Here is a 16,368-nt window from a genome sequence, read left to right as displayed (position 1 = left end):
TAAACAGTTGAAATTTATACATTCATCAATGCTAAGGAAATAAAAACAAGCAGATTAAATAATTATAAAATCATCACTTGTAGGGACATACAAATATGAAATTTCAGTATTCTATTGCAACGGCAGTTACTCTAGCGTTATTACAAGGCTGTGGCGGTGGTGGCGACGGCGCTTCTCCATCCATCAATACGTCAACCAATTCGGCATGGACGCAAGGCGATTACAGTAAAACCTCTAACGAATTTGCCAACCGATGTGAAACGCCAAGAACGGGCTTAGATCCGTACGCGGGTTACCAACCATACCCAGACAAAGCAGGTTCAGCGTTGCAAGAAAAACTCTTTTTACGTGCTTTTACTAATGAATCCTACCTTTGGTACGATGAAGTACCTGATAGAAACCCAAGCTTTTACAGCAGTGTCATTGCTTATTTCCACTCACTCGTGACTTCTGAAACAACTGCAACTGGAAAAACGAAAGATCGCTTTCACTTCGCTATTCCTTATGAAGATGAAATGAAATCCTCACAATCAGGATTGGTTGCTGGGTTTGGATTTAATTGGTCGTTCATTCAAGCGACAGAGCCTCGAAACGTCCGTATTTCTTATACGGAAGACAACTCTCCAGCTGCGTTAAATGGTATTGTTCGTGGAGATAAGTTAATAAAGATTGGCTCAATCGATGTGGTTAATACTTCAAACAACGCAGAAATTAACACGATTAATACCACGCTATTTAGTCCAGAAATAAATAAAGAGTATTCGTTTACATTTGAAACCGTAGATGGATACAGAAAGTCAGTAATACTGAAAGCCGCAGATGTTGCGACTTCTCCGGTTCGTAATGCGAAAGTCATTGAGCACAACGGTAAAAAAGTCGGTTACCTGCAATACAACTCGTTCGAGCCAAGTGCACAAACACCGCTCATTAACGCCTTTAATAAATTGGCAGAAGCTCAGGTTGATGAAATTGTTATCGATTTACGATACAACGGCGGCGGTTTAGTGCTGCAATCTTCTCAAGTGGGATACATGCTCAGCGGCGCGGATAAAAATCGTGTCTTTAGTGAGCTTATTCACAACGATAAGATCATGAAAACCATACCTAATGGCGACAATGTATACCCATTTACTAACGTAGCCATCGACTGGGCAGCAGGCAAGTTCTCAGACCAAGTGTTGCCTACTCTAGGCAAGCAGCAAGTTTATGTGCTGACCTCTGGCGGTACGGCCTCTTCAAGTGAATTACTGATGAATGCACTGCGCGGTATTGATGTTAATGTTATCCAAATTGGCTCAACCACAATGGGTAAACCTTATGGATTCGCACCCGAGCAGAACTGTGGCACCATGTACTACACCATTCAGTTTAAATCTGCGAACGAAAAACAATTTGGCGACTTTGCCGACGGTTTTGTTCCAACACCTAAGAGCCAAATTAGCAGCAACCTTGGTTTAGATAATCGAGTTGAAGGTTGTTGGGTAGATGACGACTTAACGAAGCCGCTAGGCGATACATCCGAGCGCATGCTATCTGCCGCACTCAACTACATGGATACAGGAACTTGTCCACAAGTGTCGCCTGCGAGTTTCAACACAATGCCACTTAACAGCGACTCTCCAGCACTTAAGGATCACCGTTCACCACTAAGAACAGAGGCTATTCATGTTGAGATCAACTAGATCAAGGCGCGCAACAGCTATAAGACTTTGTGCTTGCCTTGGACTAACACTACCGATTTTGGGGTGTGAAGCAATGTCACGAGAACCTGTTGAAGCCTTAAGCACTAAAACCACGCCGGAGGCCGTAACGGAAGTACAAGCTGCGATTGCACAAATTCAAGGTACGCCAGCACCGAGAATCGCAAGCAACGTATTTGAATCGTCTCCGCACTTGTTGATTGAGAAAGGCAGAGTTAAAGGCAAGGATAACGTGCTACTAGACGGTAGCTATACCGATTTTCCTGACCAGTACACATTGCAGATTCGCGGTACAACCTGCGGACTGTTCTACGCGAAAACAGACCAGTTTGTGCCACTAACAGCACTGAATTGTGAACCAGTCACCAAACGTTGATCAAAAAGCCCGCTGAAAATTGCGGGCTTTTCTTATCTATTCTGCTGAACAAATACAACTAGATAAAATTATTTCAGCTCAATCCAAGTCTTTCTTTGCTGCTTGTCCATGAATGACCAAGCCATAAAACGACTGATCTTTTGGCCTTGGCTCATTTCCACCACACGAATCGCTTTAACTCCTAGCTTTTCTAGCTGCTTACGCATCGGACGCACGTTGTCTTTTTTCGAAATCAACGTCGTAAACCACAGCACTTGAGAGCTGAATGCTTGGCTTTCATTGGCCATTCGACGAATAAATGCCGCTTCTCCACCTTCACACCAAAGCTCGGCGTTTTGACCACCAAAGTTCAACGTTGGCTTGCCCTGCTTCACTGGGCTATTTTGCGACTTGACCCCTTTTTTTCGCTGGTTTGCTTTTAGGTTGTCGAGTTTACGCTGACTGCCCATCGCAGCATCTTCTGCTGAACGATGAAACGGCGGGTTACAGGTCGTCACATCAAAGCGATCATTTGGCTGAATTACACCGCGATAGATGTGTGACTCGCTCATTTGTTGTACGAGTTCAATTTTTCCGTTTAACGCGACGTTGCGCTCAACGATATTGGCTGCGGAGTCTATGGATTTCGGATCAACATCGCTGCCCGTATAGTGCCAGCCGTATTGAGTAACACCGACGATCGGATAAATACAGTTTGCTCCAACACCCACATCCAGCGCGCGTACATTCTGATGGCGGTACTTTCCTTTGACTTCACCATCAAGCAGTTCTGCCACTCGGTGAATGTAGTCCGCTCGACCAGGAATTGGTGGACATAAATAGTGCTCAGGAATATCCCAAAAATCAATGTCGTAATACGCCGTGAGAAGTGCTTTGTTAAGTATTTTCACTGCATTCGGGTCAGAGAAGTTGATTGAATCCTCGCCTTTAGGATTCTTGATAACAAACGACTCCAGTGCTGGCTCACTGGCGATTAGCTTTTTGAAATCATAGCGACCACGATGCGCATTACTTTCATGCAAGCCACTTTTAGCAATCTTGATAAAATCGACATCGCTCTTTTCTGCCGATAGTTTCGCTTTCACTGCTGCTTTCTTTTTTACCCGCTTCGGCTTGGCCTTGTTAACGTCGTTATCATGCTTTGGCTTAGCTGCTTTAAACGGAGCCTGTTTCGCGTTGTGGCTATTGTTCTTCATTCGAGTTCGCTTTTAAATCGAGGTAAATCATAAACAGACGAGCATCAAATTCGAGTTGGTGATACTCAGGCTCCATGTAACAACACAGTTGGTAAAACGCTTTATCGTGATTCTTCTCGCGAGTATGAGCCAGCTCATGCACCACTAACATTCGCAACAGTGCCTCTGGCGCATCTTTAAAAACGTTCGCAATGCGAATTTCGTTTTTTGACTTTAGCTTCCCGCCATGATTTCGACTGATCACACTATGAAGCCCCAGCGCGTTGTTCACCGCATGAATTTTCTTATCGTAGACTACTTTACTGATTGGTGAGGCTTTCTTCATATAGCGGTTTTTAATCGCTATTGCATACTCGTAGAGAGCCTTCTCGCTTTTGATTTGGTGTCTATCTGGATAGCGCTTTTCGAACCAAGGGATCAGTTTTCCATTGTCGACCAATGAGCTCACCTGCTCAACGATGTTCTGAGGATAGCCTTGAATGTATCGAAGTGACGGATGCATGAGTGTTAAGTCTGCTATGACAAAGTAAAGGCGCTAATTCTAGCTTTTATCAATCGGTAATACCAATAACAGTCAACTGTACGCAACTTTAACAAGGATAAATTGTTGTGTTATTGCCTAACCTTGTAGAGAAGCTAGGCATAACGAGACTACATAGGAAGCAAGTGCTCTTTGATAAAACCTACGTTATCGTGGTTTTCTCTATCCTGTTCTTTTGGCAACTGCATGTAGTCACCATAAATCATAGATAGGTAATCATCGTATCTAGCGATGCATTTATATTGACGATCTTCAAATGGGCACGAAGTATAATCATGATAAAGCGATGACTCCGTAAACTCTTTAGCAAGGTAACTGCTGCCAATGCTCACGGCATAGCCATCATCATTAACTGAGCATGTTGAACACAACCCTTTGATTGCTGATAGAAACCATTTTTTAGGCAAAAGCTTTAAACACTTTTGAAACAACCGGAATGCGATATTTACTATTGGGTTTGCCCTATCATGTCTCGAACGTTGAATACGAGCGAAAAAGTTGATCGCTTTCATTAATGAAAAGCGTAACTTTGCTGCCCCCTTCTCTTTACCAAGGCTATCAATAGGAAATATATCAATATTGATCCCGACGCCTTTAATTCGCCCGTTCGAAATAACAGAATCATTCAGAGATAGCTTGCTGAACAAAAACGGATAAGGATTGTGCTTGGTGTCCAAGTTGAAAAACGTGAAATCAGGATACTCTTTGGCAAAATTTTGCAACAGGTATTCGTAATCTTCCCTTGGCATCATAATATCGATGTCATCATCCCAAGGAATGTAACCTTTGTGGCGTATCGCCCCTAACAGCGTTCCACCCGCCAGCGAGTACTCCAAATCGTGACGCTCACAAAACAGATGCACTCTATCTAAAATAGACATCTGTACGCTTCTGAGCTGCTCAAATGTTAGTTTTTTCAATTTAACTTACCTAATAAACTCGATGGTTTTCTCTAGACCAGATTTCAGATCAACCCTTGGCTTCCAGCTCAGAGCTTCAATTTTCTCCGTACACAACTTGGTTCTTTTATATTGACAATACGCATTGTCGTTAGATATTTCATGCTTAACAGAAGAAATACCACCGCCTAGGTCCGAAAGAAGGTTTGCCAGTTGCAATATAGAAACTTCTTCCGTTTCATTGGCAATGTTGTACGCAGTATTTACCTCACCTTTTAACAACACCAAAAGCATTGCTGATACAGCATCTGTGATATAGCAAAATGAGCGCAGCGCACTTCCATCGCTTTTCAGTACTATCGGTTGATTATCTATCACACAACCAACTAAATCTGACATCACGCGTCCATCATTTAGGAACATACCTGGCCCGTAAGAATGAGCGATTCGCACTGCAGTGAAAGGAACGTCATGCTGAATGGCGTAGCTTTGTAACAATGTCTCAGCCATTCTTTTGCTCTCTGGGTAGCAAGATCTTGAGTCCAATGGGTCAAAGCTGCCAAAGTCCCTTTCGCGGATCAGCTCTTGACTCTCTAAGTTTCCATACACTTCACGAGTGGACATGAACAAAAAGTTTTTTACTCGTTTGTTTTTAACGAGCTCAAGCAAATTCATGGTTCCAACAACGTTGGCCTGAATGATCCCAACAGGATCATGTTTGATGTGATGTGGGCTTGCATTACTCGCCGCATGAATAACGAAATCGACTTCGTCATCAAACTCAATCGGCTGGCAAACATCTTGGTAAAAACATTCAAATTCACCGGTCAGCTCACCAAATAAGTCTTGAACTTTCTGTTCACTACGGGCTAACAGCAAAACTCTGATGTTCAGTTGATCTTTTCTATTGAGATAAACAAAAAAGCGAACCATACAAGCTGCAAGCATTCCTGTCGCACCCGTAACAAGTACAGTTTTATTTCGCAACGAACCCCATGACTTTTGGCTCAAGTACAATTGCTCGTTATCATCACTGATGATGTTAATCCGATTATTTTTCATATAATTAACCAAAAACCTGTAGATTTTCCTGCGTATCGATTATTGCCTTAAAAATAAAGAAATCGATGGGTGACGTGATTTTAATGTTTTCAGAAATGCCAGAGACTAGGCGGACATCGTATCCGTACTTTGTCATCAACGAACATGAATCGATCGCTTCGGTGTAACAGTCCTCACGCGCTTGACGATGTACTTTAAGAATATCGCGCAAATAAAAGCTTTGTGGCGCTTTCGCTAATCGAGATAACGAACGATCGTGAACGTCTTTCACGACGTCTTCATTGTCGACAAGGACAAAGGTCTCTACTGGAGGACAAGTAGTGATCGCACTACCGTGACTTTTGACCGCTTCGATATTTCGGTTGATAATTTCGTCATTGATTAAAGGTCGAACGCCATCATGAATCAAAACAACAGAGTTATGATCAAATTCTTCTTCTATCTTACATAAGCCGTTAAATATAGACTCCTGGCCAGTTTCACCACCGGGAATAACAAACTTCACTTTCTGAATATCAAATTTGAACAACAGTTTGCGTAAATAATCGATCCACGGTTCAACGCAAACCACAACAATGGCATCAATGTTTTTGTTCTCTTCAAACTTCTCAAGTGTGTATATAATTACTGGCTTGTTATATAGCTCTAAAAACTGCTTCGGTTTAGTGCTGTTTTGCATTCGGGTTCCGACACCACCAGCAAAAATCAAGGCAACATTCATAATTCACTCCTAAATCATAGATATCATTTTGTTAATGCTAGTGTTCACAGTCTCTCTATATCGCTCATAGTGATTGGGTTCGTAACCTTCCGTGATAGACAGGGTTAAGCGATCAATGATCTCATTTGCATCAAAATCTTGATGGGAAAAGAAACGTTCTGGATAACCTATACACTCACCGAACATTTTGACTTTGTTGTTCCAAACAAGCCCTACAACAGGAACAGTCAACGAATAAGAAATAATGCAGGCATGAAGTCGAGCGGCGATTGTGCATTTAAATGTTGAAATAAGCTCAACCAGCTCTCTTGGCGTTTGTGGCTCAATAACGTTTAGTTGCTTCCCTAGATAGGTCTCCAGATCTTCGAGAATATCTACGTCGCTTTTCAAGCCATTAGTAAATAGCTGATAAGATTGCTCGCGAGCTTCCAGTTCTGAAATAAGCGAGGCATATAGCTCGATAACTTGCGTTCTATCCAGCTCAATACCGTTATCTTTGAAGATCCTTGCACGCACCAATCCAAGCCCGACAACATCTCGCGATTTTTTCTGTATCCCATAAACTTCTGAGCTGAAAACTGCTGAATCTGCTACTTGAGCGGTTTTGATGTACCCGTTTTCTATGTAGCCATCATTGAGCAAGCTCAAATCATCACGTGTCGTAATCATTTTTATAGCACTATGATTCAGACTTTCTTTTAACAATCGACATTTGTAGTTGCTTTGGTCATAACCTTCGACGCCCACAGCGTTGAAAAAAATCGGGCATGGCTTATTCGCAACCGTGTCAACTAAAGCAGAAATATGCGCCCAACAATCTTGGTACTTAAATTTAATCATTCCTCCGCCTGCAAATACAATTGCAGACGCATCATTAAATTTATTTTTATAATCTCGTTTATAACAGCCAACTTTATAATCAAACGATGAGCTAGAAGATAGTCTGCTTAAAATTTTATTTATTACTTTTCTTTTTGATTTTTTAAAACTATTAAATTCGTTTGAATAATTTAGGTTAAACCTTTCAACAGAGAATTCATTATCTATAATATTCTTCTTTATAAGATATTCTGCACTATCTGCTATCACTTGATCACCAAGGTTTGTGTCATGTGTATAGCCAACCATCACCAACTTTTTCGCTGTCATGCTCTTATACCTTTAGTCTTATCATTTTCTTTTCTTCTACACCTAACACCAGCCAATACGTTAAAAAGCTAATCATCCCGAATGAAACCAAAGTGGTAGAAATAAACCTTAAAATACTTTGCTCGAAACTTATCGTTAATGAAAACAATACGACTATCGTTGGTATTAGTACTTGAAGCGCTTTGTTGATGACAAACAATATATATTTCTTAATGGATAACCCGGCTTTGAGCTTGAGAAAAGCGAGCCTCATTCCACAAGAAACTACCTCCATAAAAATGGAAACAACGATAACGGTGTAAGGGGGATAACCTAACGATAGGAAAATATAGGCCAATGGCACAGTTAGCAGCAGCACTGACCCAATTGTTGACTGGTAAGCCTTTACGTCTCCGGTTGCTTGTATAGCCGTTTGAAGACCAACCGTCGTAAGGTTTACAAACGCAAGTACTAAAAATAGCTTGATAAAAGTCAGTACACCATCAGGATAATCTCCCAACCATATCGACAACATAAAATCTGTTTCAAAAAAGATCGGCAGCGCGATGACTGAGTAAAGCAACAAGCTAAAACGGCTTGCTAACATAGATAAGTGGAGCATTTTCTCCCTATTACCCTTACTTTCTGCCTTTACGATTCTTGGATTGAATGCTTTCATAATGTTAATGCTAAATTCCTTTAGCTTTCCATTTACTTGAACAGCAATGGCATAAACAGCATTGATATAAACGCCAAAGAAGTTATTGAGCACAACAGCCAAGCCTTGAACTCTAGCAACGCCACAAATGGCACCAAACGAGTTCCAACTCGTGAAGCCAATCATTTCTTTAAATAAGGCAATATCTAATTTGAAGTTTATAAGGTTACATTCTTCATATTTAATCCGACAGTAAGCCACCTTCATAATAAGCATTGTCCAAGAAACTAAGACAAACAAAGCTCCCAGAGCGACTAGTTGATTTTCAAAGAGGATAATCAAAAATGCCGAAATCAACTTAAGCAGTGATTCAAAAACACTAAACACAGCATCAATACCTAAATCTTCATTGGCATTAATTTGCGCATTAAATGGCACGGTTACTACAGATGCTAATACGCCGACAGCCATAATCTGGTATAACGATTGAGCGGAAGAAACAACTGATACTGGAATGTTAATTAAATCTTCAAAAATAAAAGTTTGCAGCGAAAATAACAGTAAAAAAATAATCATTGCAACAACAATATGTAGCGATTTTGTGGTAGCAAAGACGCTAGTTCTTTTTTCTAACTGTTGGGTACTGTAAAAAGACAAATAACGCTGACTTGATGTTGTCATTGCTCCATTTAAAAACAGCATTAACGCCAAAACGCCGGCAATAAGGTTGAAAATACCATAGCCTTCAACACCAAGTTGATGGAGTAAAACACGTACCATATACAGGTTAACTACGGTCGTAATTAGCATTTTGACGATCTGAAAAAGAGTATTTTTCGCGACCCGCTTCCCTGACATTTTCTCTTCCGAATTTAAAGTAAAACTCGACGTTTAAGTGAATTAGTTACAACAATTCATAAAAACGTCATATCAATGCAACAATTAGCATTCAGATAGTAAATAAAAGGATATTTAAGTTCTATTGCTACAGGTACCAATCAAAGCGTTTGGTACTTTTTCCCAACCTTACGTTCTTTATTGGCATTACATTTTTATGACTTTCACTTTCCAAACCTCATTCTTTTACTCAACAAATCAAGTTCTGGAGAGTTGAAGAAGCATATAGTAGACTTCGCCTCCCAATGATAATGGAGAGAAATTCAATGAAACGTGTCGTTCTTTATGTCAAAGACAAATGCCCTCACTGCAAAGATGCTCAACGTTATCTTGATTCGAAAAACATTAATTACCGCCTTTGTAACGCGAAAATGCAACGTGGTCGTAAAGAGCTTGATGCACTTGGTGCTCGCTCTGTGCCTGTATTGAAGATTGGTGACCGAGTAATGATCGGTTGGAATCCGAAGAACTTCGAAAAGATGTACAGTGGCAGTTAATCGCCTATAAATGGATAGTGACAAGAGCTTCTGAAATAAGAAGCTCTTTTTGTATCAGACGTAACGTTTCACAAAATCAATAAACGTCCGATCTGCGATAGATAAATACCCTTCTTTCCGCCAAGCTAGTGCCAAATCGAGCGTTACTGGTGGATAAAACGGAATGCCAACAACCCCCTTCTCGTTTTGAGTAACAAGCTCAAGCAGGGCCGTAATGGCAAACTCCTGCCTGACGATGCTCAATATCAGCGGCAGCAAGTTGGTTTCAAAGGAAGATTTCATGCTGAAACCGTGCTCTTCACTGACATGGTCTAAGAATTCTCGATGAAAATATCCGTGCTGAAACATCACCAATTCATGCTCGAAAAATTCATCAAACGTTATGGCTTCGCGCTGCGCTAGCTCATGCTCGGGAGCAACAACGGCCACCATTTGGCTGCTGAACAAATGGTCCGTTTCTAGATCTTCAGGTACATCGTCACAGCTGATCACGCCGATATCTAGTTGTCCATTGAGCAACATTCGACGAATAGATTGCGTGCCAGCCTCAACGAGCGTCAATTTCAGATCAGGAAACTGGCTCTTAAACGCCATCACGATACGCGGGAAGAAGTAACTCCCCATCATAGAAGGCGTGCCAAGGCGCACTTCTCCTTTTGCTAAACCTTTTAGTTCATCAATCGCTAATTGCGCGTCGTGCAGTTGTTGAATCACTCGCTGCGCGTGAATGAGTAAGGTTTCCCCCTCTTTCGTTAGGCTGATTTTCTTATCTTCACGACGAAACAACGTCACGCCGAGTGACTGTTCGAATTTTTTTATCGAAATGCTTAACGCTGGTTGCGCGATATGAAGTGCCTTAGCTGCGTGGGTGATATTGCCATGCTCAGCGACAGCCAGAAAATGTTTCAGTTGTTTCGATTCCATAAGATCAAAAATATATCGTATCCATATTTTTAATATATTTTTTTAATCCATATCCAACTGATAGATTGATCACAATCTCCTTTATTGCTCCTATCAGGCAGGAAACATGGTCAGCTTTGGTACTCCGGAATACAAACGCATTACGCTATCTCTGGCGCTTGGCTCTTTTTTGGTTTTTTCTAACCTATACCTTTTACAACCTATGCTGCCGACCTTCGCAACGCTGTTTTCCATTTCAGAAACGCAGGTTAACTGGTTGTTTGCTGCCTCGACGTTAGCGCTTTCATTCAGTTTGGTGCCAATGGCGGTCTTGTCCGAATCCATTGGTCGTAAGCCAGTCATGATGGTTGGCTTGTTCTCTATTCCTGCCATTTCTGCGTTGATGCTACTCGGAGACTCATTTATATTTTTGGTTGCATGCCGAGCATTAATCGGAATCGCTTTAGCCGCATTTGCCGCTGTTGCCGTCGCATACATGGCAGAAGAACTTGATAAGCACGCATTTTCAATGGCCATTGGTACTTACATTGCAGCAAACTCATTAGGTGGTATCGCAGGACGTATTAGCGGCGGTTTGTTGGCGGATAACTTTAGTGTCGATGTCGCCATCGAAGTCATGATGGTTGTAACACTGATTGGCGTAATCTGCGTGCACTACTTATTGCCAAAGCAGCGCAATTTCACACCTTCATCCAGCAGCTTAAGACACCAAAATCGCGCCATTATTGGCCACTTCCGAAATCAGCGGGTTTGGTTTGCAATGCTCATCGGCGGCCTTAACTTTGCGTTGTTCGTCAATCTTTACTCAGTGATGGGCTTTCGTTTGGTTAGCGCGCCGCACAACGTTCCGGTCGGTCTGGCATCGTTGATATTCATCTGTTATCTGGGAGGAACTTTTTCTTCTCGATGCGCAGGGCATTGGAGCAAACGTTACTCTTCTATTCTAGGTATGTTCATAGGCGCTGTGGTTAGCATGGCAGGCATGTGGATTGCGGCTTTTGAGAGCCTCGCCGCTATGCTTATCGGTCTTCTGCTGATTAGTTTTGGCGCGTTTTTTACCCATACTTTGGCTTACGGCTGGGTAGGCCAAAACGCAACACAAGCAAAAGCAACCGCAACAGCTTTGTACTTGGTGCACTACTATGTTGGCGGAAGTTTAGGTGGTTTTTTATTGCTCTACTGTTGGCAACATGGCGGTTGGCCAACCGTACTGCTTGGCGGAAGCGTTTTGTATGCCGTGATGTTTGCTGCCATTGCCTACTTAAAACACATTTGTGAAAGCGTAGATACCGACAGCAACACTGATGTAGCAAGCTTGGGAAGAAGTTAATCGACTTCTCTGCTATGCTTGCGCCAAATTCATAAAAGCAAGAAAGTCGTATGCCAACGCGCTCAACACAAGAAACACCGAATACAGATATTAATGCGATCACGCAACAAGTCGATCAATGGCTTAATGATGTCGTGATTGGTCTGAATTTGTGTCCTTTCGCTGCAAAGCCGCAGCGTAACAAACAAATCAAGATTTTTGTCAGCGAAGCAACACAAGAAGAAGCGCTGCTTGAGGATATTCTGCTGCAACTTATTGAACTCAGCACCACCGAACCAGAAAAGCTGGAAACAACATTGGTCGTCGTACCTAACATGCTGCAAGATTTCTGGGACTACAACTTCTGCATCGATTGGGTTGAAGGGCTGATCAAACAACAGGATTGGGAAGGTATATTCCAAGTGGCGACTTTCCATCCAGACTATTGCTTCGGTGGTGCAGCGCCAGAAGATGACGAGAACTTAACCAATCGTTCACCATACCCAATCTTCCATCTTATTCGAGAAGAGAGTATGGAAAAGGTGTTGAAGCACTACCCTGACCCTGAGTCTATTCCCGACACAAACATCGCGCGAGTTTCTGCTCTTTCAGAAGAAGAACGTAAAAAGCTCTTCCCTTATCTATTTCGTTAAGCCACAGTTTAGAACCTCAAGAGACGATTTCTAATCAGTTAGATTCTGATCTCTTGGGGATTAAAGTGCGGTTTGGTATCATTGCCCCTTCAATCGATTCAATGGACATTAGAATGCAACTGTCAAAGCTAACCCAAGAGATTTTTGATCACTTATACCGTGACATCACCGAGTTCCGTAGTACGTTCGACCTACCAGTCGCAGACGCTGCAAGCCTAGATGCACAAGCAGACACACTACACACCTCTTTGGCGATCGAAGAGCTAACAGAGCTAGCAGAAGCAGATTGTAAAACTGAACAAGCCGATGCGATTGTAGACAGCGTTTACGTTCTAATGGGTCGTCTAGTTCACCTTGGTCACAGCAAAGTAGAAGATAACCTAGCGATCAGCTACCTCATTGATCTTTTACTGAACGTTGCAGTAAACCGCGGAATCGACTTTATTCCTTGTTGGGACGAAGTTCATTCAAGCAACATGAGCAAAGTATGCCGCAATGAGCAAGAGTATACTGAGACCGAAACCTTCTACGCAGAGCAAGGTATCAAGTTGATGGCTGTACAAAAAGGCGAATACATCATCGCAAAATGTGCACAAGACTTCGTGTCTGAAGGCAAAACCGTACGTAAAGGCAAAGTGCTCAAGTCGGTTTACTACCGTCCAGCGGACTTAAAACCGCTAACTCAATAAATACTTGGTTAAGTATTCAAGAAACAAAAAAACGACCTTATACGGGTCGTTTTTATTTTATCAGCACAAACCTAGGCTCTAATCGAAGATCAAATACGGTCTCTCGTCTATCATCACTTTTCTGACCTGAGTTTTGAACACTTCAGCGAGACCAGTCTCGGAGAGCACGTCATCCGCCCTGCCCGACGCATGCAACACACCATTACTGAGCAATAACACTTTATCGGCATGTTTAAGGGTGCGATTCAAATCATGATTCGCCACGAGCACGCTAATACCTTGTGCCGCGATAGCATTGATTAACTGATACAACAAACCTTCTTGAGCGATGTCGAGCGGAGCGGCTGGCTCATCTAAAATCAACAACTGCGAGTATGGATTTATCGTTCTCCACACTTGTAAGCATACACCCGCTAAGCGTACGCGTTGCCACTCGCCTCCTGATAGCGTTTGAATGCTGCGGTGCAACTTATCTTGCAGTTGGACGAGCTCGACCACCATATTAACGGCATCACGAACTTTACCATCAGTGATCGCAGTGCCACTTGGCAAGGACAACGCAAGATATTGAAAAACATCGACGTTAAATGCAGGTCTAGATTGCTGACATAAGTAACCGCGAACATGAGCTTGTTCCGACAAAGATAACGTAAGCAAGTTCTTGTCATCCACATGAACTTCACCGCTCGCTCCGTCCCTGCCAGTTAATGTGCCAGAAATCGCTGCGAGTAACGTACTCTTACCAGAGCCGTTTGGTCCGACAATGTGGACGACTTCGCCAGCTTTGCATTCAAATGAAAGTGGCAGCAAACGACTTCCAACCGCTATATGCTTAACGCGCATCATGACTCTTCACCAACATCCAAATGAAAATAGGCGCACCGATAGAAGTCGTCATCACACCTAAAGGCAGTTCTGCGGAATCCAACAATAAGCGCGCACCAATATCTGCAAAAACAAGCAAAGCTGCACCAGATATTGCCGACATTGGCAACAAGTAACGGTTTTCTGTGCCAAACGCTAATCGCAGCAAATGCGGAACCACCAAGCCAACAAAGCTAATGATGCCACCTAATGCGACGGAGCAACCAACCAACACTGAGATGGCTAAAATCAACTTCCAGCGCATCTGATGAACATCGACACCGAGTTGAGTGGCATGAATCTCTCCAAGCATTAACTTATCGAGCGGTTTACCTTGGCAACATAGCCAAACTAGAACAGGGAACATGACTAATGTTACCGTGTGCTGATACCAACTCGCGCCACCAATGCTCCCCATAAGCCAGTACATTAGCTGGCGTAGACTTAAATCGTCACTGAAGTAAAAAGCCCATGTCACGATGGCACTGGATAAAATACCCAACGCGACACCGACTAACAGTAAACGCGCTGTCGTGAGATGCATCGCCCGAGCAATACCAACCAATATCAGCGTGAACAACATCGAGCCAGCTATCGCCGCCAACATAAAGATCATAGGCGTTGGCAGCACAGGCAATGCAAACATCACCAAAACCATCGCCAAACTTGCGCCCCCAGAAATGCCAAGCACGCCCGGCTCTGCCAGCACATTCCCCAACAAAACTTGTAGTGTGGCACCAGATACGGCCAATGCAGCTCCTATCATTGCTGCTGCGACCAATCTTGGCAGACGCAAATCCAGTAATAGCTTTTGCTCAAATACAGAGAGGGATTGAAAAGGAGAAAGGAAAACCTCTCCGACCATCAAATGAATAGTAGAGAGTAAAACGAGTACGACTGACATAATCACGAGATTACGCTGCCAGCGTCGCTCCTTGTTCAAGATAAGTTGTTGAAAATCCATAGTGGCCGATAAAAACAAACGAGGCTTAACCTTACAGTTAAGCCTCGGTAGATTGCAATTAACTTCTAAGAGTAATATTGGATTAATCGTAAACCAACTCACCCTCTTCAAAACGCGTTTTCACTTCACAAACCATCAGTGCAGCACGTTGACCAATAGCGACATGACGATTTGGGAAGACAATCGCTTCGTTATCATTTTTAGCCATCAGAGGCTTGTCGCCATCATGACCAAAGACTTCACCATGAACAAACGAAGTAAAATTCTCCACGTTGTCGTCAAACATGAAATTGAAATCATCATGCAAGCGGACGATAGTGCGACTTACGCGATATTTAATACACGGTTTCGATAAGTGCTCTGGCTGAGCTTCTGCAATCAAATTACGCAGAGCCAAGTCAAATGCCGTTAATCTGTCCAGAGCGTTTTCACCAATTCTAGCGACGCGGCCAAGCTCCATCGTTAGCGCTTGTGCACCGTAATTCTCTGCACTGTACCAACTGAACGTACTTGATGGTGAATTGGATAACAACACAGCTTCAATATGCGCACTATCGAGAAAATCCACCAACGCTTTGCTGCGAACTGGGTGGCGCGTTTTTGGGCTTACCGCAAACGTGTAATGTTTCGAACCACGAATAGCACAATGCAAATCTAGGTGCCAACGCGTTTTTGGTTCGGTATCTTGATAGAAATCTCGCACCAACAGTTTCAGCGTATCAGCAATCGCCAGTTCTTTCGTTGGTTCGTGCTCTTTTTCATCGAATAGACGATTGAGGTTTTCTTCTAGGAATCGTGTATGCGCCAGAGTTGACTCAGGGTGAGCAATAATGAATAGGCAACGTGCATCGACTTTCTGGAATCCAGATTCGATGTCTTTAATGATCGAATCCACCAGCTCCATCGGTGCGGTTTCATCCCCGTGAATACCACAAGAGATGATGATGTTCTTCGTTTCCTGAGTCGGGTATTCAGGAATGACTTCTAGCACACCACGCTGATAGAGTTTGAGTTGTACGCCGTTTGATAGCACCTGCTCCGCTGGCGCTACATCAATATGAACATCTAACGTGTCAGTTAAAAACGATTGGCGAAAGAGAGACTTCGTCATGCGTTACTCCTTAATAGCACGGCGGGTATGTTAATAAATTGTACAAAGGATTTTTGTTGCTGCGATCTCACTTATGAGTAGAAACCGCTAAATTTATCAAAAATCCGATACCCATTTGCGCCATGCACTCAAATCAAGCATTGAGGCGTTTATTTTTTAAACAATTACAAAGTGTTAGG

Annotated in this window: 17 protein-coding genes; 6 read left to right on the top strand and 11 right to left on the bottom strand. The window is 42.8% G+C overall.

The genetic code is table 11. From position 1 onward, the window contains the following. Positions 1-95: 95 nt before the first annotated feature. Entirely contained in the window at positions 96-1,682 is a 1,587-nt protein-coding gene (locus tag OU793_RS03425; RefSeq protein WP_159404135.1) for a S41 family peptidase, read from the top strand. 73 nt (positions 1,683-1,755) lie between these two features. Then, complete coding sequence (locus OU793_RS03420; RefSeq protein WP_005455025.1) at positions 1,756-2,076, top strand: hypothetical protein; 321 nt, start codon at positions 1,756-1,758, stop codon at positions 2,074-2,076. A 68-nt stretch (positions 2,077-2,144) separates the two neighbouring features. On the opposite strand, the gene rlmF is transcribed toward OU793_RS03420, so the two are convergent. From rlmF to OU793_RS03385, 7 genes are all read right to left on the bottom strand, one after another. After that, positions 2,145-3,272 (bottom strand): 23S rRNA (adenine(1618)-N(6))-methyltransferase RlmF, encoded by a 1,128-nt coding sequence (gene rlmF, locus OU793_RS03415; protein ID WP_015296617.1) that lies wholly within the window; start codon positions 3,270-3,272, stop codon positions 2,145-2,147. Continuing rightward, positions 3,259-3,774 (bottom strand): M48 family metallopeptidase, encoded by a 516-nt coding sequence (locus OU793_RS03410; protein WP_005454903.1) that lies wholly within the window; start codon positions 3,772-3,774, stop codon positions 3,259-3,261. Before OU793_RS03410 ends, rlmF begins: the two co-directional genes overlap by 14 nt. A 149-nt stretch (positions 3,775-3,923) precedes the next feature. Then, positions 3,924-4,733, bottom strand: a complete 810-nt coding sequence (locus OU793_RS03405; protein WP_005455037.1) for a phosphorylcholine transferase LicD — start codon at positions 4,731-4,733, stop codon at positions 3,924-3,926. A 6-nt stretch (positions 4,734-4,739) separates the two neighbouring features. After that, positions 4,740-5,774: an NAD(P)-dependent oxidoreductase gene (locus OU793_RS03400; RefSeq protein WP_069501642.1), complete on the bottom strand. Its 1,035-nt coding sequence runs from the start codon at positions 5,772-5,774 to the stop codon at positions 4,740-4,742. Between the two features lie 4 nt (positions 5,775-5,778). Further along, positions 5,779-6,495 carry an IspD/TarI family cytidylyltransferase gene (locus OU793_RS03395; RefSeq protein WP_005454982.1) on the bottom strand — a complete coding sequence of 239 codons (717 nt, stop codon included), beginning with the start codon at positions 6,493-6,495 and terminating at the stop codon, positions 5,779-5,781. A gap of 9 nt (positions 6,496-6,504) precedes the next feature. Further along, positions 6,505-7,644 carry a polysaccharide pyruvyl transferase family protein gene (locus OU793_RS03390; RefSeq protein ID WP_159404136.1) on the bottom strand — a complete coding sequence of 380 codons (1,140 nt, stop codon included), beginning with the start codon at positions 7,642-7,644 and terminating at the stop codon, positions 6,505-6,507. A 4-nt stretch (positions 7,645-7,648) separates the two neighbouring features. Then, positions 7,649-9,139 (bottom strand): hypothetical protein, encoded by a 1,491-nt coding sequence (locus tag OU793_RS03385; protein WP_069541093.1) that lies wholly within the window; start codon positions 9,137-9,139, stop codon positions 7,649-7,651. A 305-nt stretch (positions 9,140-9,444) separates the two neighbouring features. On the opposite strand from OU793_RS03385, the gene OU793_RS03380 reads away from it, so the two are divergent. Further along, entirely contained in the window at positions 9,445-9,675 is a 231-nt protein-coding gene (locus OU793_RS03380; RefSeq protein ID WP_005454961.1) for a glutaredoxin family protein, read from the top strand. Positions 9,676-9,729: 54 nt separating this feature from the next. Here OU793_RS03380 and OU793_RS03375 read toward each other — a convergent pair whose 3' ends face one another. Beyond that, a complete protein-coding gene (locus OU793_RS03375; RefSeq protein WP_029855844.1) occupies positions 9,730-10,599 on the bottom strand; it encodes a LysR family transcriptional regulator in 870 nt (289 codons plus the stop codon). Positions 10,600-10,705: 106 nt separating this feature from the next. Here OU793_RS03375 and OU793_RS03370 point away from each other — a divergent pair, with 106 nt between their 5' ends. The 3 genes from OU793_RS03370 (at position 10,706) to OU793_RS03360 (ending at position 13,250) form a co-directional block, all read left to right on the top strand. Then, complete coding sequence (locus OU793_RS03370; protein ID WP_023584286.1) at positions 10,706-11,929, top strand: MFS transporter; 1,224 nt, start codon at positions 10,706-10,708, stop codon at positions 11,927-11,929. Positions 11,930-11,979: 50 nt separating this feature from the next. Continuing rightward, complete coding sequence (locus OU793_RS03365) at positions 11,980-12,561, top strand: DUF1415 domain-containing protein (RefSeq protein ID WP_015296612.1); 582 nt, start codon at positions 11,980-11,982, stop codon at positions 12,559-12,561. Positions 12,562-12,674: 113 nt separating this feature from the next. Continuing rightward, on the top strand, positions 12,675-13,250 hold the full coding sequence (locus tag OU793_RS03360; RefSeq protein WP_140103817.1) for a nucleoside triphosphate pyrophosphohydrolase family protein: 576 nt from the start codon (positions 12,675-12,677) through the stop codon (positions 13,248-13,250). A 78-nt stretch (positions 13,251-13,328) separates the two neighbouring features. On the opposite strand, the gene btuD is transcribed toward OU793_RS03360, so the two are convergent. The 3 genes from btuD to OU793_RS03345 all read right to left on the bottom strand — a co-directional run bounded on the left by btuD (position 13,329) and on the right by OU793_RS03345 (position 16,189). Next, positions 13,329-14,096: a vitamin B12 ABC transporter ATP-binding protein BtuD gene (gene btuD, locus OU793_RS03355; protein WP_140103818.1), complete on the bottom strand. Its 768-nt coding sequence runs from the start codon at positions 14,094-14,096 to the stop codon at positions 13,329-13,331. Next, the gene (gene btuC / locus OU793_RS03350; RefSeq protein ID WP_031816043.1) at positions 14,083-15,078 is read right to left on the bottom strand and encodes a vitamin B12 ABC transporter permease BtuC; all 996 of its coding nucleotides are present in this window, start codon (positions 15,076-15,078) and stop codon (positions 14,083-14,085) included. Before btuC ends, btuD begins: the two co-directional genes overlap by 14 nt. Positions 15,079-15,160: 82 nt before the next feature. Next, the gene (locus OU793_RS03345; protein WP_159404137.1) at positions 15,161-16,189 is read right to left on the bottom strand and encodes a succinylglutamate desuccinylase; all 1,029 of its coding nucleotides are present in this window, start codon (positions 16,187-16,189) and stop codon (positions 15,161-15,163) included. Between the last annotated feature and the right edge of the window lie 179 nt (positions 16,190-16,368).

This window comes from Vibrio sp. VP6, from assembly GCF_028823755.1.
Lineage (GTDB): Bacteria > Pseudomonadota > Gammaproteobacteria > Enterobacterales > Vibrionaceae > Vibrio > Vibrio parahaemolyticus.
Note: the sequence above shows the minus strand (reverse complement) of the source record. Positions and strands in the feature narration are given on the sequence as shown.